The organism is Candidatus Sericytochromatia bacterium (assembly GCA_035285325.1).
In the GTDB taxonomy this organism is placed as follows: Bacteria; Cyanobacteriota; Sericytochromatia; order S15B-MN24; family JAQBPE01; genus JAYKJB01.
In genome coordinates this window covers 78,315-99,812 of the sequence record JAYKJB010000001.1, presented here as the reverse complement: position 1 = coordinate 99,812, position 21,498 = coordinate 78,315, and the positions used below count along the sequence as shown (strand labels likewise).

General features: G+C 64.5%; 19 protein-coding genes. 8 read left to right on the top strand and 11 right to left on the bottom strand.

Annotated features, from left to right (window positions below; all coding sequences use genetic code 11):
* The gene (locus VKP62_00430; GenBank protein ID MEB3195646.1) at positions 1-540 is read right to left on the bottom strand and encodes a cyclic nucleotide-binding domain-containing protein; all 540 of its coding nucleotides are present in this window, start codon (positions 538-540) and stop codon (positions 1-3) included.
* A 69-nt stretch (positions 541-609) separates the two neighbouring features.
* Entirely contained in the window at positions 610-1,842 is a 1,233-nt protein-coding gene (locus tag VKP62_00425) for a Glu/Leu/Phe/Val dehydrogenase dimerization domain-containing protein (protein ID MEB3195645.1), read from the bottom strand.
* Between the two features lie 327 nt (positions 1,843-2,169).
* Between VKP62_00425 and VKP62_00420 the strand changes: the two genes are divergently transcribed.
* The 3 genes from VKP62_00420 (at position 2,170) to VKP62_00410 (ending at position 6,993) form a co-directional block, all read left to right on the top strand.
* A complete protein-coding gene (locus VKP62_00420) occupies positions 2,170-2,418 on the top strand; it encodes a hypothetical protein (protein MEB3195644.1) in 249 nt (82 codons plus the stop codon).
* Between the two features lie 66 nt (positions 2,419-2,484).
* Positions 2,485-5,688 (top strand): BTAD domain-containing putative transcriptional regulator, encoded by a 3,204-nt coding sequence (locus VKP62_00415; GenBank protein MEB3195643.1) that lies wholly within the window; start codon positions 2,485-2,487, stop codon positions 5,686-5,688.
* A gap of 153 nt (positions 5,689-5,841) precedes the next feature.
* Complete coding sequence (locus VKP62_00410; GenBank protein ID MEB3195642.1) at positions 5,842-6,993, top strand: hypothetical protein; 1,152 nt, start codon at positions 5,842-5,844, stop codon at positions 6,991-6,993.
* On the opposite strand, the gene VKP62_00405 is transcribed toward VKP62_00410, so the two are convergent.
* Together VKP62_00405 and VKP62_00400 are read right to left on the bottom strand one after the other, a co-directional pair.
* Complete coding sequence (locus VKP62_00405; GenBank protein MEB3195641.1) at positions 6,974-9,019, bottom strand: ATP-dependent DNA helicase RecQ; 2,046 nt, start codon at positions 9,017-9,019, stop codon at positions 6,974-6,976. The genes VKP62_00410 and VKP62_00405 overlap by 20 nt on opposite strands.
* Before the next feature lie 94 nt (positions 9,020-9,113).
* Entirely contained in the window at positions 9,114-9,815 is a 702-nt protein-coding gene (locus VKP62_00400) for a hypothetical protein (protein MEB3195640.1), read from the bottom strand.
* A gap of 310 nt (positions 9,816-10,125) precedes the next feature.
* Here VKP62_00400 and VKP62_00395 point away from each other — a divergent pair, with 310 nt between their 5' ends.
* The gene (locus tag VKP62_00395) at positions 10,126-10,695 is read left to right on the top strand and encodes a DUF4332 domain-containing protein (protein ID MEB3195639.1); all 570 of its coding nucleotides are present in this window, start codon (positions 10,126-10,128) and stop codon (positions 10,693-10,695) included.
* Positions 10,696-11,067: 372 nt separating this feature from the next.
* On the top strand, positions 11,068-11,517 hold the full coding sequence (locus VKP62_00390) for a CBS domain-containing protein (protein MEB3195638.1): 450 nt from the start codon (positions 11,068-11,070) through the stop codon (positions 11,515-11,517).
* Positions 11,518-11,610: 93 nt separating this feature from the next.
* Here the strand turns inward: VKP62_00390 and ahcY are convergent, their stop codons facing one another.
* The 5 genes from ahcY to VKP62_00365 form a co-directional block, all read right to left on the bottom strand.
* Positions 11,611-12,906: an adenosylhomocysteinase gene (ahcY, locus tag VKP62_00385; protein MEB3195637.1), complete on the bottom strand. Its 1,296-nt coding sequence runs from the start codon at positions 12,904-12,906 to the stop codon at positions 11,611-11,613.
* A 130-nt stretch (positions 12,907-13,036) separates the two neighbouring features.
* On the bottom strand, positions 13,037-14,137 hold the full coding sequence (locus VKP62_00380; GenBank protein MEB3195636.1) for an LptF/LptG family permease: 1,101 nt from the start codon (positions 14,135-14,137) through the stop codon (positions 13,037-13,039).
* A 34-nt stretch (positions 14,138-14,171) separates the two neighbouring features.
* Positions 14,172-14,891: an LPS export ABC transporter ATP-binding protein gene (gene lptB, locus VKP62_00375; protein ID MEB3195635.1), complete on the bottom strand. Its 720-nt coding sequence runs from the start codon at positions 14,889-14,891 to the stop codon at positions 14,172-14,174.
* 16 nt (positions 14,892-14,907) lie between these two features.
* Positions 14,908-15,345 (bottom strand): LptA/OstA family protein, encoded by a 438-nt coding sequence (locus VKP62_00370; protein MEB3195634.1) that lies wholly within the window; start codon positions 15,343-15,345, stop codon positions 14,908-14,910.
* 558 nt (positions 15,346-15,903) lie between these two features.
* Positions 15,904-16,428 carry a gamma carbonic anhydrase family protein gene (locus VKP62_00365; GenBank protein ID MEB3195633.1) on the bottom strand — a complete coding sequence of 175 codons (525 nt, stop codon included), beginning with the start codon at positions 16,426-16,428 and terminating at the stop codon, positions 15,904-15,906.
* Between the two features lie 92 nt (positions 16,429-16,520).
* On the opposite strand from VKP62_00365, the gene gatC reads away from it, so the two are divergent.
* From gatC to VKP62_00350, 3 genes are all read left to right on the top strand, one after another.
* Positions 16,521-16,811, top strand: a complete 291-nt coding sequence (gene gatC, locus VKP62_00360; protein ID MEB3195632.1) for an Asp-tRNA(Asn)/Glu-tRNA(Gln) amidotransferase subunit GatC — start codon at positions 16,521-16,523, stop codon at positions 16,809-16,811.
* A gap of 132 nt (positions 16,812-16,943) precedes the next feature.
* Entirely contained in the window at positions 16,944-19,304 is a 2,361-nt protein-coding gene (locus tag VKP62_00355; protein ID MEB3195631.1) for a sensor domain-containing diguanylate cyclase, read from the top strand.
* Positions 19,301-20,389: a hypothetical protein gene (locus VKP62_00350; protein MEB3195630.1), complete on the top strand. Its 1,089-nt coding sequence runs from the start codon at positions 19,301-19,303 to the stop codon at positions 20,387-20,389. Before VKP62_00355 ends, VKP62_00350 begins: the two co-directional genes overlap by 4 nt.
* On the opposite strand, the gene VKP62_00345 is transcribed toward VKP62_00350, so the two are convergent.
* Positions 20,347-21,039, bottom strand: a complete 693-nt coding sequence (locus VKP62_00345; GenBank protein ID MEB3195629.1) for a phosphoribosyltransferase family protein — start codon at positions 21,037-21,039, stop codon at positions 20,347-20,349. The genes VKP62_00350 and VKP62_00345 overlap by 43 nt on opposite strands.
* A 6-nt stretch (positions 21,040-21,045) precedes the next feature.
* Positions 21,046-21,468, bottom strand: coding sequence for a VanZ family protein (locus VKP62_00340; protein ID MEB3195628.1), 423 nt, complete (start codon positions 21,466-21,468; stop codon positions 21,046-21,048).
* Positions 21,469-21,498: the final 30 nt, after the last annotated feature.

The window sequence follows — 21,498 nt, the reverse complement described above, 5'->3', positions numbered from 1 at the left end:
TCAGAAAGCCCATTCGTTGAAGAGCTTCTTGCGGAAGTCGGACAACTCGCTGCCGCGAACTTCGACCGTGACCTCGTCCTTCTCATTGAGGAGGTCCACGAGTTTTTCATCCACGGAGCGCAGGCGGGCACTCATCAGTTGCGCAAGATTGAAGACCACCTTGTGTGCCGCCAAAGTGCCCTTGTCGATCTCGGCCATGAAGTCTTCCCGGCGAATCCGATACAACATCACGTCCGAGATGGCTGTTCCGGTGCAGGAGCGGGCCTGGCCGCTCATCAGGCTCATCTCCCCGATCACGCCGGGCGCCTGGATCACCGTGATCACGCGGGCCTCGCCATCGCAATCATTCTTTTTAATTTCCACCGCTCCCGACCAAATGATGTCGAGATAGTTGGCAGCATTCCGTTCCTGGAAGAGCACATCGCCCTTGGCGAAGTTCCGGGGGTTGGCCAACCTGCCGATGGTGTCGACTTCGTCGCGCGCCAGTCCCTTGAAAATGGCGAGGTCATAGAACGCCGTGGGCACCATGGTCATTTCCATCGGATTTCCCTCTTTCTTCATCGAAATATCGGACGTCATTGTCCGAAACAGGGGGTTTCCGGTCCCGGTTCAGGCGATTCCCTGCAAGACCGTGGCCTTTCCAACCCGGCCGATGCCCACCACAAAAGCCGCCGTGCGCATGCTCAGATTCTTTTCGGTGGCCACCTTATACACGGTGTGGAACGCCCGGAACATAATACGTTGCAGTTCCGCGTTTACCTTTTCGAGGTCCCAGCTGAACTGCTGAATGTTCTGCGTCCACTCGAAATAGGATACCGTAACTCCGCCGGCGTTGGCGAGAATGTCCGGTACTACCATGATACCCCGTCGCTCAAAAATCTCATCAGCTTGCGGCGTGGTGGGGGCATTCGCGGCCTCGATGATCAGGCGCGTTTGAACTTCCGCGGCATTTTCTGCGGTCAACACGTGGCCCAACGCCGCCGGCACCAACACGTCACAGGGCAGGGTCAACAAGGCCTCGTTCGAGAGGGCCTGGGCACCAGCAAAGCCTTTGACCGTGCGATGCGTCGCCACGTGGGCCAGGAGCGCAGGGATGTCGAGCCCCTCAGGATTGTAAATGCCGCCATGGACGTCACTGGTGGCGAGGATCTTGCCACCCGCTTCCGCGATCAGGCGGCAGGCGTGGGAGCCCACGTTGCCGAACCCCTGGATCACGAAGGTGGCCCCGGCCAGGGAACGCCCCATCGTCTTGAGCGCTTCCTCCGCGATGTACATCACGCCACGTCCCGTGGCTTCTTCCCGGCCCTCGGAGCCGTGCAGGTCGAGTGGTTTGCCCGTGACGACGGCGGGAGAGTGGCCGTAGAACTTGGAATATTCGTTCATCACGTAAGCCATCACCTGGGCGTTGGTATTCATATCCGGCGCTGGGATGTCTTTCATCGGACCGATGCTCTCATGGATCTGCTCGATGAACTTGCGCGTCAGGCGCTCGATTTCGCGCTCGGAAAGGGTTTGGGTGTCCACCGTGATGCCGCCCTTGCCCCCGCCGAAAGGGATGTCGACGATGGCGGTCTTCCACGTCATCAAGGAGGCCAGCGAGCGCGTCTCATCCAGGTCGACCTGGGGATGGTAGCGAAGTCCCCCTTTGAGCGGCCCACGTGACTTGTTGTGCTGGATGCGGTACCCCGTGAACACCCTGATCTCGCCGCTATCGAGCTCCAGGGGGATGTTGACGGTGATCTCGCGATAAGGGTTCAGCAGCAGGTCCTGAACGCGCTGCCCCAGGTCCATGACCTTCGCGGCTTGCCGGAAATAGTAGTTGGTTTCCTCGAAGCTGCTCATGGGGATCTCTCCTTCTTTGGACGGCGCATCGCGCATTGTAACAGCCGCACGAATGGCGTGCAAAAGCGCGCGCCACGCTGCCAGCGGGCCTTCAAGAGGGCGACTAAAGATTTCTTGCCACTTTTGTCGACGTTTTTCGTCAGGGGACTCGCCAGCCTGTCCAGACTGTGTTACATTTCTTAATGTAGTTTTATTAAGGCATGCCTGGGGGACCCGGCCGAGCGCGGCAAAGGCTCAGACTGCGCGACACCTCCCCATTGAATCAATATATTTCTTAATGAATCTGCGAAACATTTTGTCCCCATCATCGACTAGGAGGTATCCGTCGTGCCCGCAACGCTCATGCCCTCGAAAAAGGCCCCGAAACGCGCGAAACGTAAAAAGGACCGGGAGTTCTTCCAGGCGATCGGTCGCAAAGGAGGTCAGAAAACTCGCGATAAGTACGGATCGGAGTTCTTTGCGACCATCGGAAAGCGGGGTGGCACTGCGCTGAAGGAGGAAAAGGGCATCGAATTCTTCCGGGAAATCGCCCGCATCAGCCGCCAACGTGTGGCCCTGGCCGCCAGCGAGGTCTGAGCTCCCGGTCAGCAGGGGAATACCTGGTCAGGTTTGAGTCACGCGGGGAGAGGGAACGTTGGACACGTGTCCACGGGCCCTCTCCCACGCAAGATCACGTTGCCGCGCTTGCCCAGCCCTCACGTCGCGCGGCCAGCCTTGCACGCCCGCCTGCGGGATGGGCTCTCCCCGGAGCGATGTTTGACCGTCGTCATCGGCGGACCGGGATACGGTAAAAGCACACTAGCCGCGGCCTACGCCCGGGAGAGTGGGCTCCCTTGCGGCTGGTACGGCCTGGATGAGACGGACGGCGACCTCGGCACCTTCCTGAGCACCTTGGTGGCCGCCTTGCGTGTCGACCTCCCAGATCTGGGCGGACGGGCCACCGAGCTGGTCCGTTCGAGCAGCAACCTGGATGCAGCGACGGCCACCGTGGTCGGGCTGCTCGCCGAGGAGCTCGCCGTGCGGGCGGAGGACGGCGGGGTCCTGGTGCTGGACGATGTCCATCACGTGGGCCACTCTGCCGCCATCCAGGAAGCGTTACGGTTACTCGTTCGCGATATTCCCGACCAGTGGCAGTTGCTGTTGACGAGTCGGGAATCCCCGCCCCTGCCGCTCGGCCCATTGCGGGTCAAGCGGCAACTGGTCGAACTGGGGCAGCGCGAGCTGCGCTTTCAGGCGGCCGAAGGGCAAGAGCTTCTGGCAGCCTTTTCCGGGCTGACGCTCTCGCCCACCGAGTCCCTGGCTCTGGCCCATCAAACCGATGGTTGGGTGGCCAGCCTGATCCTGGCGGCTCAGGCGGTCGCGCACGCGGGGAGTGAGGGGGCATCCCTCCTGTTCCGGGAACTCGATCACCCCACCGCCTGGCACGACTACTTGGCCGAGGAAATTCTGCACAAACAGGCCCCTGAAAACCAGGCGTTCATGCTTCAAACCGCCCTGTTGCCGCACGTGGAGGCGGCCGTCTGTCGGGAAGGCCTGGGCTTCGCAGACGCGGCGGATCACATCCGACGTCTGCGCGCCCAACAACTCCTGGTGCCGTTGTCTCCGGGCGAAGCGGGGGGAGCGGAGCTCGACACCCTTGGGCAGGTCTTTCATTACCAGCCCTCCTTTCGCCGCTTCCTGCGGAGCCGCTTGAGCGAAGTTCTCACGCCTGAGGCGCTGGCCCGGCTGGCTCGGCGGGCCGGCGCCCATCTCGCCCAGGCACAACCCGATCTGGCCCTGGAACTGCTGTTGCAGGCCGGCGCCCTCGAAGAGGCGGAACAGATTCTGGTCGACGTGTCGGGGGCCTTGTTGGAAAAGAATCAGCTGGATCGCCTGAAGGGCCTGCTGACGCGTTTTCCCCCGGATTTTCGGGCCCGTTCCGCCGCCTTGTCATTCCTGCATGGCGAGGTGTTGCGTCAGTGGGGCGAATACGACCAGGCCATGGCCTGTTTCGAGCTGGCCGAGCAGCTCGGGGGTGAATCGCCCTGGGCCGCGCGGGCGCTGGTTCATCAGGCCGCCATTCATCTGGGACGCCAGGATCCCCGGGCCGAACAGGTGCTGAGCCTAGGGGCCAGCGCCCTGAACCTCGCCGACCTTCCCAGCCGTGCCTTCTGCGCCAACCTCCAAGGGGCCTTGGCCTTTTCCAACCACGACCTCGGACGCGCGATTACCGAATACCAACACGCCCTTTCGCTCTATCGGCAACTGGAGGACCCCGTCGGGCAAGCCAAGGCCCTCGTCAATCTGGGCCTCTGCTACACCCGTTCGGGCCAGTTCGCCGAGGGCCTCGCCTCTTGCCGGGAGGCGGTCGTTCAGTCCGAACGGGCGGGCCGGATGCCCCCCCCGATGACCCACAACAACATCGCCGCGATCCTCACCTACGAAGGCCACTTCGAAGAAGCCTGGCGGGCGGCCGAGCGGGCCTTGGATCTGGCCCGATTGCTACGCTCGCGGCGAGATATCCTGTATGCCGAGGTAGCCCTGGGCGCGGCGGCCCTGGGCCTGGGGGATGTGCGTCGAGCCGACGGACACTTCGAGGCGGCTCGCGATGGCGCCCTGGCGCTCCAGGACCGTCTGACCGCCGCCAAGGCCTACGCCGCCCGCGCCGAGGTGGCCCTCTACCTCGACCAGCACGCGCGGGCGCAGGGCCTGCTCGACCAGGGCATCGAGCTGATGAGCCTGGGATTGAGCGAGGCCCCGATGCTCGACCTCGCGATCCAGCAACTCGAGTTGTGGCTCGCAGCGGGCCAACCCGAGGCGATCGGGCCGCTGCTACCGACGGTCCGTGCCCATTGCGAACGGCTCGGTTACCGCTACCGGCAGGCGCAAGTGGCCTATTACCACGCCCGCTGGCTGCAGGGACTCGAGCGCACAGAGGAGGCCTCTGCGGCCTGGCAGGAGGCCGATCGCCTGGCGGATGCCTTGGGGTTTTTGCACCTGAAGGAACACGAATCGCGCCACCGCGGAAGTATCTCGTCGCAGCCGAGAGGTCAATCGCTGGCGCCCAAGCCTGCCGGCGAGATCGCCCCATTGATTCGCATCGAGACCTTTGGCGAGATGAGCGTCTCGCTGCAGGGCGAGGTGGTTCCGGCCAAAGCCTGGCGAGGCTTCAAGACCAAGTTGATCCTGGCTTTCCTGCTGGCGCACCCCGACGGCGTCAGCAAGGAAAGCCTGACGGAATTGCTCTATGGTGACCAGGACACCTCCCGCACGGCGGTGCTCGTGTTGCTCTCGCGCTTGCGCTATGCCCTTGAACCGGACCTCGGCCGACACGCGGTCTCACGTTTCATTCAATTTGCCGATGGACGCTATGCCTTCAACCGGGCCTTGCCCGCCCAAGTCGATACCCAGGACTTCCTTTACCACCTGCAACGCGGTCAGGACATCACCCGTTCTCAGGCCGAACGCACGGACGAGCTGAAAGCGGCGATCGCCCTGTATCGAGGCGCCTACCTCGCGGACCTGGAGACGGACAGCCCCTGGCTCACGATCGAGCGAGAACGCTATCGACGCCTCAACCAGGACGCCTTTTCCTCTCTTCTGCAGTTGTATCGGCAGGCGGGTGAGGAGAGCAGCGCACTGCAGACCGTGGAGGCCAACCTGGCCTTTGATCCCTGCTGTGAATCGGCCCACCAGACCAAGTTGCTACTTCTGGCGCGCGCGGGCCAGCGAGAGCAGGCGCTGCGCCACTATCAGGTCATGTGTCAGGTATTTCAGCGTGAACTGGGCCTGCAGCCGTCGCGGGAAACCCAGGCCCTGCATCAGGCGATCGCCCGGGGAGAGGCGATCGCCGCGTTTCCTGGCTGAGCGATCGCCCTGCGCGCCAGCCGTGCCAGCGGTTCCGCCTCCCAGGCGACCTGGGCCCGAACCAGCCCTCCCGCAGGCTGATTCCGGTCGTGAAAGTGATGTCATCGCGCGTGTCATCATCTTGGCGTAGCATGAAGAGCGAGGTGAACGCTGATGCCATTGCTCCTTCTGCCCCGATCGGTTTCTCGCCGCAGCTTGCCCCTGGTGGTCCTGGCGTGGCTCACGGGATGTCACGGGCTGACGCCGGGGATCGGGGGGCCTGCCACGGTGGCATCCGAGGCGTCGCCCAAACCAACGTCGGTCGGGTCCGTTACCGGCGAGTCCCGCCCTGCGCAACCCTCGTCGCAGCCGACGCTGGCCCCCACGCAGTCTCCCCGGCCCCCATCACCCCCCCCCACCGCCGTGGCGGAAGCAGATGAGGTGCTGGAACTGGATTCTGCGCTACCCGACGCCGCCTTGGATTCGGATCTGTCGGACGATGAGAATGCAGCCGTCGCCAAATTACTGGATTCTGACCTCCTGGCGGGCTACCTCAGCACCACCCTGATTCACGACGGAGGCGTCGTGCTGTTCCGCACCCTGGCCCTCCCCCAAGTCGCGGCCCGAACGGCGCTCAAGGAGGCCCGAAAGCCAGACCGTGCCAAGCCCGAACGTCGGGCGTTGGAGAAGAAGGGCGGACGCGACCTGCGCCTCCGCCAGGTCTGTGAAAACGCGACCCGCTGCGCGCCGGGACAACGTGCCGTCGACGCCACGGTGCAGGTCCGCCAGATCGCCACGGTTGAGGTACCCGACGAGGGGGGGCGCAACAAAAAAATCCGCTACAGCGAACTCTATCGCCGGGAGGCGCGCTTTCGCCCGGTCGACCGCTCGCTGGTGCTGGAAGCCGTGTCTCCCTTCAGCCTGCAGACCACCAAAGCCCCTGGGCGCCTGGCCCTGCGATCGCTCACCCTGGCCGATCAAAACGGCCTCTCGGTCTTCAACTGGCTGGCGAATTCCCCTCTGATGCCGCTTGCCAAGCTCCCAAGCCTGAGCATCGGAACCCGCTTGCGCGTGACCGTGCAGTTACCGGCGGGTCTGCCGGCCTCGGTCGAGGCCTATGCCGGCTTCCCGGGCGTTCACTGGCAAAAGCGGGTGCCCCTGACCCTGATTGACAGCGCTGACGGGCTCACCTTCAGCGGGGACACCGAGGTCCTGGGTAGTCCTGGCAACAGCCATCTGGTGATCGAAACCCTGACGCCGGACGCCTTGGCAGGTAAGGGAGGATATCGCTCGAACCTGATGGGATTCAGCGCGGTGTTGCGCTGAGCGCACGCCCCGATTCAGCTTGCTGGCGTCGGTAAGCCAGGATCGTGCCGAGAAAGGCGTTCCCGTAACGCGCGAGCTTCTCGGGACCAATACCCCTCACGGTGAGCATGGCCTCAAGCGACACCGGCGAAGCCTGGGCGAGCTCCCGCAGGGTCTCGTTCGTGAAGATTTTGTAATGCTCGACGGCGTGCTCTGTGGCCAGCTGGGAACGCAGGCCGGATAGCAGGTGATACAGATCCCCCACCTCCGCGTGGCCCTCCGCCAGCTCGCGTCGACGTGACACCGGGCCACGCGAGCGCGAGGACGGCGAGCCATCGGCTGCCTGCATGTTGGCGTCCAGTTTGCCCGAACAGGCATCGCAACGGCCACACGCGCCCCGAATGGTCTCGCCAAAATATTCCAGGATGACATTGCGCCGACAACGCGTGGCGTAGGCGAATGCCACCACGCGTTCCAGACGCTCCATCTCCCGTTGTTGCTTGGAGACGATGTAGGAGGCGTCCAGCCGAGACAGGGGACGTTCCACGCGTTCCACGAGCCGAATGCCCCGCGTGCGTGCCGAGGGTTGATACGCGATCACGCCCTTCTGACGCAATGCCAGGAGGGCGTGATGAAGCGCTTCGCGGGTTTCATCCAGCTCCCGGGAGAAGGTCGCCAGGTCAAGCGACAGGCCGCTGGCGTGGCCCGGTTTCGCCAGCAGGGCTGCCAGGACGCGTTGCTGTACCAGGCTGCGAGAGGCCGGCAAGCCAGGTCGCAGCACCTGTATTTCCGAAACGGCCGTCCCTCGAGCCTGGCGTTCGATCAAGCCCGCCCGCTCCAGCCACGTCAGGGCCGTGCCGATCGCCATGTCGTGGGCCCGGATGGGCAGCAGCCGATTGATGGCTTCATGGCTCAGGAAGATCAAGGGCTCGTCGCGATCGCGCAGCACACGATAGACCCCCTCGACGATCGCCAGGCTCGGGCAGGCCCCTTCGATAAAGAACTCCTGCAAGTAACGGTCCGCCGGACTGAAGAGCAAGACGCAATAGGCGGGCCGCCCATCGCGTCCGGCGCGCCCCGCCTCCTGGTAATAAGCTTCGAGGGTGCCGGGCAGGTCGTAGTGAACCACCAGTCGCACATCGGGCTTGTCGATGCCCATGCCGAAGGCATTGGTCGCCACCACGAGACGGGCCGCGTCCGCCATGAAGGCGTCCTGGGCCTGAGCCCGAGCGTCATCATCCAGGCCGGCGTGATAAGCCACGGCCGCGAGGCCTTGGGCACACAGGTGCTCGGACACCATTTCGACGTGTTTGCGCGTGGCTGCATACACGATACCCGGGCCTTGAACGTGGTGAAGGACCTCCAGCAGCTTTTCCAGCTTGGCCTCGTCCGAGGGCGTGTGGCGAACCACATAGCGCAGGTTGGGACGGTCGAAACCGGACACGACGACGTGAGGGTCCCGCAGGCCCAGCTGCTTCACGATGTCCTCACGGACTTCAGGAGTGGCGGTGGCGGTCGTGGCAAGCACCAGGGGCTGGCCACAGTGCGCCAGGGCCGCGCGCAACTTCAGGTAATCTGGCCTGAAGTCATGTCCCCACTGCGACAGGCAGTGAGCTTCATCGACCGCGAACAGAGAAACCTCGACCTCGCGCAAGGCGTCCACAAAGGCCGTCTGGCGAAAGCGCTCGGGCGCGACGTAGACAATCCGATATGCGCCGCGGCGAAGTCCCTCCAGGCGTTCAGTCTGCAAATCGCGGTCCAGCGTGCTGTTGATGTAGGTCGCGGCGATGCCGCGTGCTCGCAGCGCGTCGACCTGATCCTTCATCAAGGCGATCAGCGGCGAAACCACCAAGGTCAGGCCTGGAAGCATCAGGGCTGGCAGTTGATAACAGAGGGACTTGCCCCGCCCGGTGGGCATCACCGCCAGCGCGGAATGCCCGGCCAACAAGGCGGCAATCACCTCTCGCTGGCCCTCGCGAAAGGCGTCCAGTCCGAAATGGGAGCCCAGCACCTGCTCGGCTTCAGGGGGGAGTTCGAACGACGTCATGGCCGCCTTGAGAATGTGCCGTCAACAGGCGGCTGATTGTAACGCGCCCCTCCCAAATTCACCAGCGTTGCTGATTTCCCGCTCAACACTGGGGTCACGGAGACGAGCGTCGCCCGGTGGAGGGCGTGCGGTCGATCACCACCCCTGCCTGGGACGTTTCGGCTGCTTCCTGCTCGATGGAGGCCTCCGCATCGTCCAGTCGCGACCCGGCCGCGGTGAACACCAAGGTCTGCTTCTCCTTCGGCGCCAGGGTGACGGCGCGCGTCTGGATCACGCCGGTCGGGTCGCCAGAATCAAGAAAGCGAACCCGAACGCGCCCCGTCAGGGTCCGCTCTCCCGCGTTGACCACTTCGACTTTCGCCACGACCTTCTCTCCACGCAGGCGTCCCAGCCAGGTCGGCTCCTTCACATCCAGCACCCAGGCCGAAAGTCCCGCTGGCGGTTGGGGAGGGTCGACCACCGGGTTCGAAGCCGCCCCTGGACGAGGGCTGGCCGCCGCGCGGAGGGTGGCATCATCTCCGTAAGCCGCACCGAAATCGCCGTAAGAGCCCGCGGTCGCGGGCGTGCGATTGGCAGCGGGGTCGACGTCACGTCCGGCGGGCGCCAGGGCAGAGGCGTCCATCTCATCCTCGTCAGCAGAGCGAGCGGTCACGGCGGATTGGTAATCTCCCGAGAGGCCGCCGTAGGCCGACGAAGCAGGGCCTTCGCCCGCCCCGTAGCCAGCCTCATCGCCGTAGGCGCCGCCGGCATAGGCATCGCCGTAGGCGCCGCCGGCATAGGCATCCCCGTAGGGCATAGCGGTTCCGCAGCCTGCGACAGCCATAGCCACTCCCAATGCCAAGAACCAGCGCATCCTGTTGCCCCACACGCGGGAGACCCTCCCCAAACTGAACCCGTCGGGATCTATATAGCTTCATCCTTGCTTCATCTTACGTGAAGATGCCCCACGGGCCCTGCCCTGGCAACTTGACACACCCTTAAGCCCAGGTTATCCTTAATTTAATATTTTTGGGTTCTGTGGAGGATAACCGACGCCCCGTCCGGGGTCGAAACCATCACGCCCTGTCGATTCAATCGCCTCACGGCGTCCATTCAAGGATAGACAGATGCGCCATTCACTGCTTTCATTCCTCGCCCTCTCCACGCTTGCCCTCGGGGCCTGCGCACCATCGGTCGGCCAACCGCTCGCCGTCGCCACTTCTGCGTCCCTGCGCAGCGCGTCGCTGACAGACGAAGGCAGCCTCGTCTTCGACAAGACCGTCGTCTACCGAACCGTCGAGGTCTTGGGCGTGGGGGCCACCTATCAAAGCAAACTCGATGCCCAAGGCATCAAGACCGTCAACCAGCTGCTGTTGGCAGGGACCACGCCCAGCGCCCGTCGCCGGCTGGCCGAAGCCACCGGAATCAGCCCGAAGCTGGTCCTGCGCTGGATCAACCACGCAGACCTGATGCGCGTGACGGGATGCGGCCCCGAGTACGCCCGCCTGCTCGAACTGGCTGGTGTCGATACCGTGCTGGAACTGGCACGTCGCAACTCGGTCTCCCTGGCTGCACGCCTCGCTTCCGCCAATGACCTCGGGGCAGGCAAGCGTTGCGTCCATCGCTTGCCCAACGTGACCACCACGACCCGCTGGGTCGACAACGCCCAGCGGTTCGTCCGGCTGGTGACCTACTGACAGCAAGGTTGCCAACCCACCGCGCCCACGCCGGAGAGACCACTCTCCGGCGTTTTTTCATGCGCCCCTCTCCAAGCGGACGCCACGGGGTGCCTCGTCAGCCGGAAGGGTTCAGACCAGCGCGACGAGACTGGAAGGGCTCCGCTGTCCGTCGCATTCGAGACGGTGTCCGGCTTAGAATCGCGACTGGCTCCGAAGGTCGGCCCTGCCCCTGCGACGGCAAGGCGCCCTCGGTCCGTACATCCAGGAGGAGCAAGTAGCATGAGCGTCTCCAAAGCCAAAAAGTCGGAATCCAGGTCCGCGCGAACCTCCGGTCAGGCAGGTCAGGCCAGAGTCAGAAGCAGGGGTGCAGGCGCGCGAGTCAAGGACCTCATGACTCGCCATGTGGTGGCCGTGACCCCGGCGACCCTGCTACCGGAAGCCGCGCGCATCCTGAAGCAGGAAGACATCGGGGTCTTGCCGATCGTGGAACCCGACGGCAGTCTGCGCGGGATCCTGACGGACCGGGACATCACCGTGCGGGCGGTGGCCGAGGGCTCGGACGTGCGCCACGTGACAGCGGGGGAAGTCTGTACCCACGAACCAGTGCTCACCGTATTTCCAGAGACTTCGTTAAGCGAGGCCGAAGCCGTGATGCGTCGGCACCGGGTGCGTCGCTTGCCAATCGTCTCGGACGAGCGACAACTGGTCGGCATGCTCTCCCTGGCGGACATCATTCAACACGCTGACGCCGACAGCTGGCAGGGCGTGTTGCTGGAAGTCAGCCGGCCAGGCGGGGAACACACCCAACGTTTCGAGGGGGAAAGTGCAGCTTTACCCTGAACGCAAAGACGGGGCCCATCCTGAGATGGGCCCCGCACAGGCAGGAGAGGACGGCTCAGTCGGTCTGCACCGACGAGGACGCGTCAACCCCGGTCAGTAGCGGTAGTGGCTCGGCTTGTACGGCCCATCGACCGGCAAGCCCAGATAGTCCGCCTGATCGTGGGTCAGACGGGTCAGCTTCACGCCCAGCTTCTCCAGGTGAAGGCGGGCCACCTCCTCGTCCAGTTTCTTGGGCAACACGTGGACGCCCAGCGGGTAGCTGTCCTTCCAAAGGGAAATCTGGGCCAGCACCTGGTTCGTGAACGAGGTGCTCATCACGAACGAGGGGTGTCCCGTCGCGCAGCCGAGGTTGACCAGGCGACCAGATGCCAACACAATCACGCCGCGACCGTTGTCGAGGGTGTAGCGGTCCACTTGCGGCTTGACCGTATCCTTCTTGGCGTTGGCTTCCAGCCAGGCGATGTCGATCTCACAGTCGAAGTGACCGATGTTGCAGATGATCGCGTCGTCCTTCATCACTTGCAGGTGCTCGGGCCGGATGATGCCGTGGCAGCCCGTTGCCGTGACGAAAATGTCGGCCACGGGGGCCGCGTCTTCCATCGTGACCACTTCGAAGCCTTCCATCGCCGCCTGGAGGGCACAAATCGGGTCGATTTCCGTCACCAGCACCCGAGCCCCGAAGCCACGCATCGACTGAGCAGAGCCCTTGCCGACGTCGCCGTAGCCGGCCACCACGACCACCTTACCCGCCACCATGACGTCAGTGGCGCGCTTGATGCCGTCGGCCAAAGATTCCCGGCAACCGTAAAGGTTGTCGAACTTCGACTTGGTCACGGAGTCATTGACGTTGATGGCCGGAACCTTGAGTTCGTTGCGCTCCATCATCTGGTAGAGACGGTGCACGCCCGTGGTGGTCTCCTCCGAAATGCCCTTCACTTCGGCCAGCAGGTCTGGATGCTTCTCATGCACCACCAGGGTCAGGTCGCCGCCGTCATCGAGAATCATGTTGAGGCCACGCCCATCCGGCCAGCGCAGCGTCTGGTCGATGCACCACCAGTACTCTTCCTCGGTCTCGCCCTTCCAGGCGAACACGGGCACGCCGGCAGCCGCCATGGCCGCCGCGGCATGGTCCTGAGTGGAGAAAATATTGCAGCTGGACCAGCGCACCTCGGCGCCCAGGTCGATCAGCGTTTCAATCAGCACGGCGGTTTGAATCGTCATGTGCAACGAGCCCGCGATGCGGGCCCCGGCGAGAGGCTTTTGTCCCTTGTAGCGCTCCCGCAGCGCCATCAAACCGGGCATTTCCTTCTCCGCAATGCGGATTTCCTTGCGGCCCCAATCGGCGAGGGAAATGTCTGCAACTTTGTAGTCGTGCTGTTTCACTGTCATCGTGGTCACGATCGGCTCCTAAACAAACAGGCGTGAATCCTGGCCCGCCACCACGTGGTGACGGCAACGCTTCATTATCTCTGATCCAGCACGGCCACGCCAGGTCAGCCCGCACATCCTCGCGCCGAGGTCAGGGGACCCGGGCCACCCATCTCCCCACGCGCCAGGCCCCCAGGGCGCCGGCCGCCAGATTGGGCAGCCAGGCCGCGAACCAGGGCGCGAGCCAGCCCAGTTGTCCCCCAGCCATGCCCAGGAACATCAGCACGTAGTAAGCGAAAATCAGCAGGATGCTGATGCCCAACCCCATCGTGGCTCCTGCCGGGCTGGGGCGAATGCCCACGCCGGCCCCCAGCAGCGCGAAAACCAGGGCGGCACAGGGAATGGCCAGGCGTTGGTGGCGAAGCACGTCCAACTCTCCCAGTTCGCGTTCACCGACGCCCGCTCGCCGCAGACGGGCGGTATGCTCGGCCAGTTCCCGAGCGTTCATCTCGAGCGGCTGTCGGTTCTCCAACGCCATCGCAAGCAGATCCGTGCCGAGTTCCACCTGCTGTTCGGTGAAGCGCAACGTGTAGCGGAACTCGCCCAGGGCATCCACCTGATGCACCACCCCCTGCTGGAAGCGCCAGCCAGCCGCAAGGGGCTCGGCGACTTGTGCTTGAACGATTCGGACCAGACGACCCGCCTCGAATTCCTGCAAGACCACGTCGGCCATGGCCCGTCCATCGAAGCGGCGAGCGTAGAAATAGCGTTTGAGCTGTCCCCCCTCTCGCTCGGGGAAGAAGAGGTGCTCTTGCGCCCGGGGCAGTGGGCTGCGGTGGGTGGCCGCCAGCAATAAGCCCTTGGCTTGCCAGGCAGCAACGGGCACCACGCCCTCGTTCAGGGCGATCGTCGCCACCGCGACGACGAGGGCGAATGAGAGCGCCGGTCTCAGCAGTCGCCAGGGCGAGAGGCCCAGCCCACGCCAGGCAGTCAATTCTCCGTCACCAGCCAGACGACCGTAAGCCAGCAAGCTGGCCAGCAAGGTCGACATCGGAAACGTGTAAAAAGCCGTTTCGGGAAGACGCAGCAGGACGATCTCGAGCACCTGCCAGCCCGCAACCCCGTGGCGAACCACCTCCGTGACCAGGGGGAAGAGCACCGTCGAGGAAAGCAGAATCCCCGTGAATGCGGCCACTCCCAGCAAAAAGGGAGCCGCCAGTTCAAGCAAAAGACTGCGTTCCAGAAGCGTCACGTGGGCGCGTGACCCCCCGCCAGTTCCCGGCCGCTCACATCCGAAACTCTTCGCCCAGATAGTGACGGCGGGCAATCTCGCTCGAGGCGATCTCCTCGGGGGTGCCGGATACCACCACCTCCCCGTTGCTGAGAATGTGAGCGTAATCAACGACCCCCAGGGTTTCCCGCACGTTGTGGTCCGTGATCAGGATGCCCAGGTTCTTCTCTTTGAGACGTCGGATCATCTTTTGCAATTCAGCCACGGTCAGCGGGTCGATGGCGCTGAAAGGCTCATCCAGCAGCAGGAAACTCGGGTTGGCGGCCATGGCGCGCGCGATCTCGACCCGTCTCCGTTCACCGCCACTGAGCTGGGACCCCTTGTTGCGGGCCACCTTGGTCAGGTTGAATTCCTCCAGCAAAGCCGGGAGGCGCGCCTTCTGCTCAGCCTTGGGCACTCCCTTGAATTGCCAGACCGCGATGATGTTCTCCTCGACGGTCAACTTCCGAAAGACGCTGGGCTCCTGGGCCAGGTAACCGATGCCCTTGCGGGCGCGTAAATGCATCGGCAGGTGGCTGATGGGCTCCCCGTCCAGCAACACATCCCCGCCGTTGGGCTTGACGAGGCCCACCACCATGTAAAAGGTGGTTGTCTTGCCCGCGCCATTGGGCCCGAGCAAGCCGACGATCTGGCCGCGGTTCACCGTGATCGAGACGCCGTTGACGACCTGTCGCGAGCGGTAAGACTTTTTTAGATTGTCCGTGACGATGGCCATCTCTTGGTCCTGCCTGTCAGAGGCTCAGCCCGACTCCAGGTACGCCTGCCGGAAGACGGAGTTGGGTGCGCGTCGAGCCCTCGGCGAACATTCGCCGCTCCCGAACATGATACGTGATGCGCTGCGCCCTGAACGAATCGGGGCCCCGCCGGGCTTCCACCTGGCCCGAAAACACCACTTTCAGAATCTGGTCCTGCGCCGGGGCTGCCGTCAGAATGGCTGATTCACACCGCACCGTCAGGTCCGCCAAGGCGATCCGGACCCGCCCACGGACCTGATAGGTCCGCTTCTGGGCGTCATAGCTGATGCTGTCGGCCTCCAGGCGCAAGGTCTGTCCCATCGCTTCCTCGCCGCCGCGGGTGGGTAGAGCCGAGGGCGCTGCCCCCCAGGCCTCCGGGGCGATCGCCCAGAGGCACGCGGCCGTCGCGAACAAGCAGCGTCCGAGCAGCGTCACGGGCATCTCCGAGAAGGCCTCGCAACCTGATCGAGCGCAAAGTGTCCCCTGACATGGCCGCTCAGCGACACCCGCATCAGCGCGCCATCAGCCCGCAGAGCCTGACCTACCAGGCTGTGAGGCCCCTGCCAGAATCGAAGGCGCCCAGCCGCCCGCCACCCATCGCCCGCCGGGCTCCAACTGGCGTGTTCCGCCTCCAGCCCTTTGCTGGCATCCTGGGTTTGCACGCGCACACCGCCCATCAGGCGGATGGTCTCTCCCCGGCGTTCCGCCTCTCGGGCTGTGCCCCAAGCGATGACGCCTCCGGCACCGTAGAACTCGGCACGAACCCCCTCCAGTCGCAGACGAGCCCCTGCCTCGCCCCCAGTGGCGCGCTCCGCCCGAACCCGCCACAGGGGTCGGCCGGCATGGTTCTCCACGGCTTCCAATCCACGCCAGGACAGCCCAGGGGAAGCTTTCCCTGCGGCTCCGGCGGTCGTGGCCCCCGGGGCCGGCACCGGCTGGCGGCAGCCTGAGGCCAACAGCCAGCTGACCAGCAACGCCCCCATCAGAAGGGCTTCAAAGAAGGTCGCCGAGGCGCTCGGCATAGGCCTCGCCGTAAGTCACGTAATGGGCCGCACTTTCGCGGATGCGCGCCACCTCTTGCTCGGAGATGGTCCGGGCCACCTTGGCGGGTACCCCCATCAACAGCACGTGGGGGGGAAATTGCTTGCCCTCCGGCACGAGGGCGCCAGCCGCCACGATGGAACCCGGCCCGATGTGCGCCCCGTTCAGCAGAATCGCGCCAATCCCGATCAGGCTGCCGTCGTCGATACGGGCCCCGTGAACCACCGCGCGATGACCGATGGTGACGTCTTCACCAATGTGCACTGGAAAACCTTCATCCACGTGCACAACAGCCCCATCCTGGACGTTGGAGCGCGCGCCGATCACGACCTCGGCTTGCTCCGCGCGAACCACGGCGCCGAACCAGACGCTCGCCTGCGCCCCGATCCGAACCCGTCCCAACACGGTGGCATTCGGGGCCACGAAGGCGGTCTCGTCGATGACGACCGAATCTCGAAGCTGAAAGCTGTCTGCCATGATCGGGATGTTAACACATTTGACTTTCCTGAAAGCCCCCCGGATCATTGCAGCGTCGCGACTGTCGTACACGCCGGGAGGGTCCTTGCGCCATGATTTCCAGGGATGATGTGGTCCACATTGCCAAACTGGCACGACTGACACTGAGCGAAGCCGAACTGGACAGTCAAACCGAGCAACTCGGGCGAATCGTGGATTTCTTCAATGCGCTCGATCGCGTCGACACCGCTGGCGTGGCGCTCACCTCGCACCCCCTCCCGGTGGAGAATGCGGCTCGGCCCGATGTGAGAGGGGCGTCCCTGGAGTTGGACGCTTTGCTGGCCGGCGCCCCCCAGCGTGAGGGCGATTATTTCCGCGTCCCGAGGATTCTGGACAACGCCTGAGCCTGCCGTGCTTGCAGAGGCGCGCTGTTCGGGCGTGCCGCATCAGCCCCCCTTCAAAGCGTTTGGTTCCCATGTCTGGCGACAAATAGGGTATGGTAACGAGGGAACATTGCGAGGTAGGTGGCGCATTCCATGGCTCAGGCCGATTCTCCGACAGGCCCTGAACAGCGGTTTGCCGGACTGATTTTTGTTTCCGTGGCCACAATTGGCCTGCTGGGCGCTGGCTGGTCTCTGCTGGCGGAGGCGGGGCTGGTGGCCTGGCTGGAAGCCTGGAGCGCCGGAAAAGACTGGGTAGCAGCCACCCGTGGCTCACTGCTGGCCAACCCGACCTTCTACTTGCTGCTCGTGCTGGGCCTGATGGCGGAGGTCACCCACATCCCCTTGCCCCGGGGAGGTCGGATGACGGCCGGGTTCCTGATCAACTTCGCCGCGTTGTTGATGTTGGGTTTGAATGCCGCGATCGCCGTCCTCTCGGTTGTCAGCCTGCTGACGGCCTTGATTCCACCGCGGCGCCGGCTCGGCTTGGCGGCCTTTCAGATTGGACAACTCACACTCGCTTACCTGGCGGCCCATACCGCACTCACCTATGGCCACGTCTACATCTACGGCTATCCTGGGGCCGATGACAACGTATATGTGGCCCGAGCCGTGGTGGCCTACCTCACGACCCATTTCCTGATCGTCGATGGATACCTGGCGCTGCAGCGGGGCGTGTCACCCCTGAAAATACTGTGGGACGAGGATCGCACCGAAATCTTCGTGACCATCGCCATGGCCCCGATGGCCTTGCTGATGGCCTACATGCACCGCGAGCAGGGCTGGTGGGGCGCGAGCCTGGTGCTATTGCCCATGTTCACGACCGCCTACGGGGTGCGGCTCTATATTCAGGTCAAGCGTTCGGAGGAGGCCCTGGCGGAATTCAACCGGCAGCTCACCATCCTCCAGCAAGTGGCAACCCGCATCTCAAGCCAGATCGACCTGGAACAGACGCTGGCGCTGATCGCGCATGAAATGCGCCGCGTGATCCGGTACGACGACTGTCAGATTTTTCTGCTCGACCCCGGCCAATCGACCTTGGTCAAGCACGTGCAGGCCTCGCCTCAAGCCTCAGCGTCGCCACTGACGCTGCCTCTCGGCCACGGCCTGATCGGTCAAGTGGCACGCGACCGCCGGGCAGCCCGCATTGACGATCTTCAACGCGATGCGATGGATGTGGGGGTGCTGGCCGGGTTCCGTTCCCTGCTGGCCGTTCCAGTGGCCACCGACCAGGAAGTCCTGGGCGTGATTGCCTTGTTGAATACGGCCCCTCACGCCTTCGACGCGGTGGCCGAGAAGCTCCTGAGCATCCTGGCCTCCCAGGCAGCGGTGGCCATCAAGAATGCTCAACTTTACCGGGCCACCCAGCAACTGGCCATCACGGACGGCTTGACCAAGATATACAACCGACGCTATTTCGAAGAGCAACTGAACGCGGAACTGGCGCGCGCGAAGCGCTACAAGCACACGACCTCGCTGGTCGTGCTCGACGTGGACCACTTCAAAAAATTCAACGATGCCCACGGGCACCTGCTGGGCGACCAGGTGCTCCAGGGCGTGGCCCGCATCCTCCTCAAGAGTGTGAGAGAGACCGATGTGGTGGCGCGATATGGTGGCGAGGAGTTTGTCGTCGTCCTGCCGGAAACACCGGCCGATGCGGCGTTGGAGGTCGCAGAACGGATCCGTCGCAACATCAAGTCCCACCCCTTCTGGGGGCGTGGGCAAACCCCGCTCCAGGTGACGGCCAGTCTGGGCCTGGCGGCGGATGTGTTGAGCCTGCTGCCCGCTCAAGCCCTGTTCGAGCAGGCGGACAAGGCGCTGTATCAGGCCAAGAGCGAGGGCCGGGACCGGGTGTGTCGCGTGGTCTGTGCGCCTGACGAGGCGCCGGCCATCACCACTTCCCGCAAGGACGCAGCCAAGGAACCGACCCTCCGTCGGCAGATGCGCTCAGCCATGCAGATGTCTGTCGAGGATTGGTCTCGCTACCTCCAAGGCCACTTCCCGCAAGTCATCCAGGACTGGTGGAAAGAGGACCACGTGGAGACGGCTCTCAAGGGTGGCGAAAAGGCCTGGAGCGGATTGGCTCACACCTTCGCCACCAAATTGGTGGCCAAGCTCACGAGCAATGAAGACGAACGCAACGGATGGCTGGAGCGATTTCAGGAATTCACCGTCTACCCGGAGGTTCGGGCGGAGTTGGATCGTTTGATCTGTCAGGGGACCTCTCTCCTTCAACTGGAACACGCCGTGCTGGCGCTGCACACCCGGTCGCAATCGCTGGTCCGGGGGGCGCCTTTCTCCCTGGAGGAGCGTATGACGGTGAGTTTGGTCCAGGAACGACTGTTCCAGGTGTTGCAACTGATGGTGGCGCAGGCGTGGCAAGACCAGCTGGCGTCCGCCCACGAGCAGGCCGCAGGGCTCGCCAGTGCGGCGGGTTCAGAAGGTCCGTCACCATGAGCGCCCGCGGCTCGGCGTGTCTCGTTTTGGCCAGCTTTCTGATGACCCTCGGCCACAGCCACCAGGCCAGCGCCGACGGCCAATCTCCCGGCCAGGCCACAGCCGCCGCGCTGGCTGCGGCCGTCGAGCGCCCGCTGACCAGTGAGCGCACGCCGGAAGGCTATCGCATCGTGATGATGCCCGATGCGAACTTGGGACCGACGCATTGGGACCTTTGGGTGGCCCTGGAGCCACCGGAAGAAAACAGCGAGGAGCCTGACTTGCCGATGGCCCTGGCAGACCTGCTTGCCCAATCCTTTCGCGAGGGCGACGCCTCGCCGCCCGACCCCATCGAGGTCCGTCCGGGCCACATCCGATTGCGTCGAAACAGTGAGGGGCCGACGACGGTCGATGCCCTGCGCGCAACACTCAATCGGGTGCGACGCACGGAAGGGGACGCCTGGACGGCAAGACTCGAAGGCGAACCCAAGCCACCTGTGGCCACCTCCACGCTCGCCGATTACCTGTCGCAGCGATTGCCCCCGGAGGCGTTCACCCTGGTCGTGAGTTCCAAGCGCCCCACGCAGCTGAACTCGGCTTCACGGCAACCTCAGTCTGTTCAGGCCTCTCCCAAGTCGGGCGGGACCGCCCGTCGCTGGCTGCGTGGACCAGCCCCTGGTGCGTGGAAAGAGCAAGCCGCCCTGGAATTGGCCGCTGAAGTCCTGCGAACCCGGACCCCCGCACACCTGGGCGTGCCACGGTTCGAACGGCGTCGGGGGGGCACGGCGCTGGTGTGGGATGGCTTGCCAGCGGCCAGTCCCGTGGCCAGTGCAAGCGCGGCCGAAACCGCCTGCCAACACCTGACGGAGGCCATGCGGTCCGACCTGATCACGTTGGAGGAGCTGTCGGCCGCCCAGACACGTGTCCTGACCCGCTGGCGATCGCCGGACACCACCATTTCAGCCGACGTCTGGGCCCTGGGATATGGCGCCGCCATTGCCGGGGATCTCAACTGGCACGCTCACTACGGAGAAGCCCTTCGGCAGGTGGGCCGGGAGGATATTCAGGCCCTCTGCCAGGGCTGTGAACCGCTGGCGTCCCCCTGAGGGCAGTCCCCTGATGGGGGCCTGGGAACCGCCGTCGTCACGGCCAGCCAGACTTCCCGGGCCCCGTGGTCCCGCAGGGCTCGGGCGCAGGCTTCCGCCGTGGCGCCCGTCGTGAGCACGTCATCCAGCAGAAGCAGGCGCTTCCCACGGCAGTCATCCACCACCTGAAACGCGCCATCGATCGCCGCTCGTCGTGCCCGTGGCCCAAGGGGATGCAGCAGCGGCGTGGCGAGGACACGGCGCAAGCTTCGTCGACACGGCATCCGATAACGGTGGGCGAGCGCGTGCCCCAGTTCCCAAGCGTGGTCCAGCGGACGCTGCAGGAGGCGCTCCCGATGGGCCGGCACAGGGACGACCCAGTCCAACGGGTGGGGCCAGGGGGGCGAGGCCGGAAAGGCCTCCACCAGAGGCCCGATAGCCGCTCGTTCGCCCCGGTACTTGAGGGCGCGGACCAGCACCCGCGGTGCCGCACCGTAGGTGGCCCCGACCAGCACGCCGGTAATACCGGCCGGCACCTCCCAACGAGGAGGCGCGGGAGGGCTGAATCGGCACCGCTGACACAGCACGTCGTCCTGATGGCGCTGACAGACCAGGCAAGGCCGCCGGTAGAGCAGGCGCAACACGCCCGCCAGCCAATCCATCGCTGGCATTCCGAATCAGCTCCCCCTGCGCGCCCAGAGCGCCGGCAAGGTCGCCGTGAAGGCCCCGGCGGAGTCGATCAAGACATCCGTCAGGGCTCCGACCCGGGAAGGAACCAAGGTCTGATGCCATTCATCCGTGACGGCATAAGCCACGGTATAGAGCAGCGCTTGAAGCACACGCCGGGGCTGCTCCTCCAGTGCGTGCAGGAACAGGGCCGACAGGACCAGATACTCGCTGAAATGCGCCAGCTTGCGCAGACCCAGATGCAGGACACCCCCACCCGGTGGAGCGGGTTCCAGCCCGAGGGCCGAGGCCAGAAAGTTCAGCAGCCACTCGCTCTGCGCCCCCGAAGCGCTCTGGGAGGACATCCAAAAAATCAGGCCCATCCACGCGACGACGATCGCCCAGCGCAGGGGATGGCGCGGCCAGGTCCACATCAAAACGGGGTTCCTCTGCCTTTCCGAACC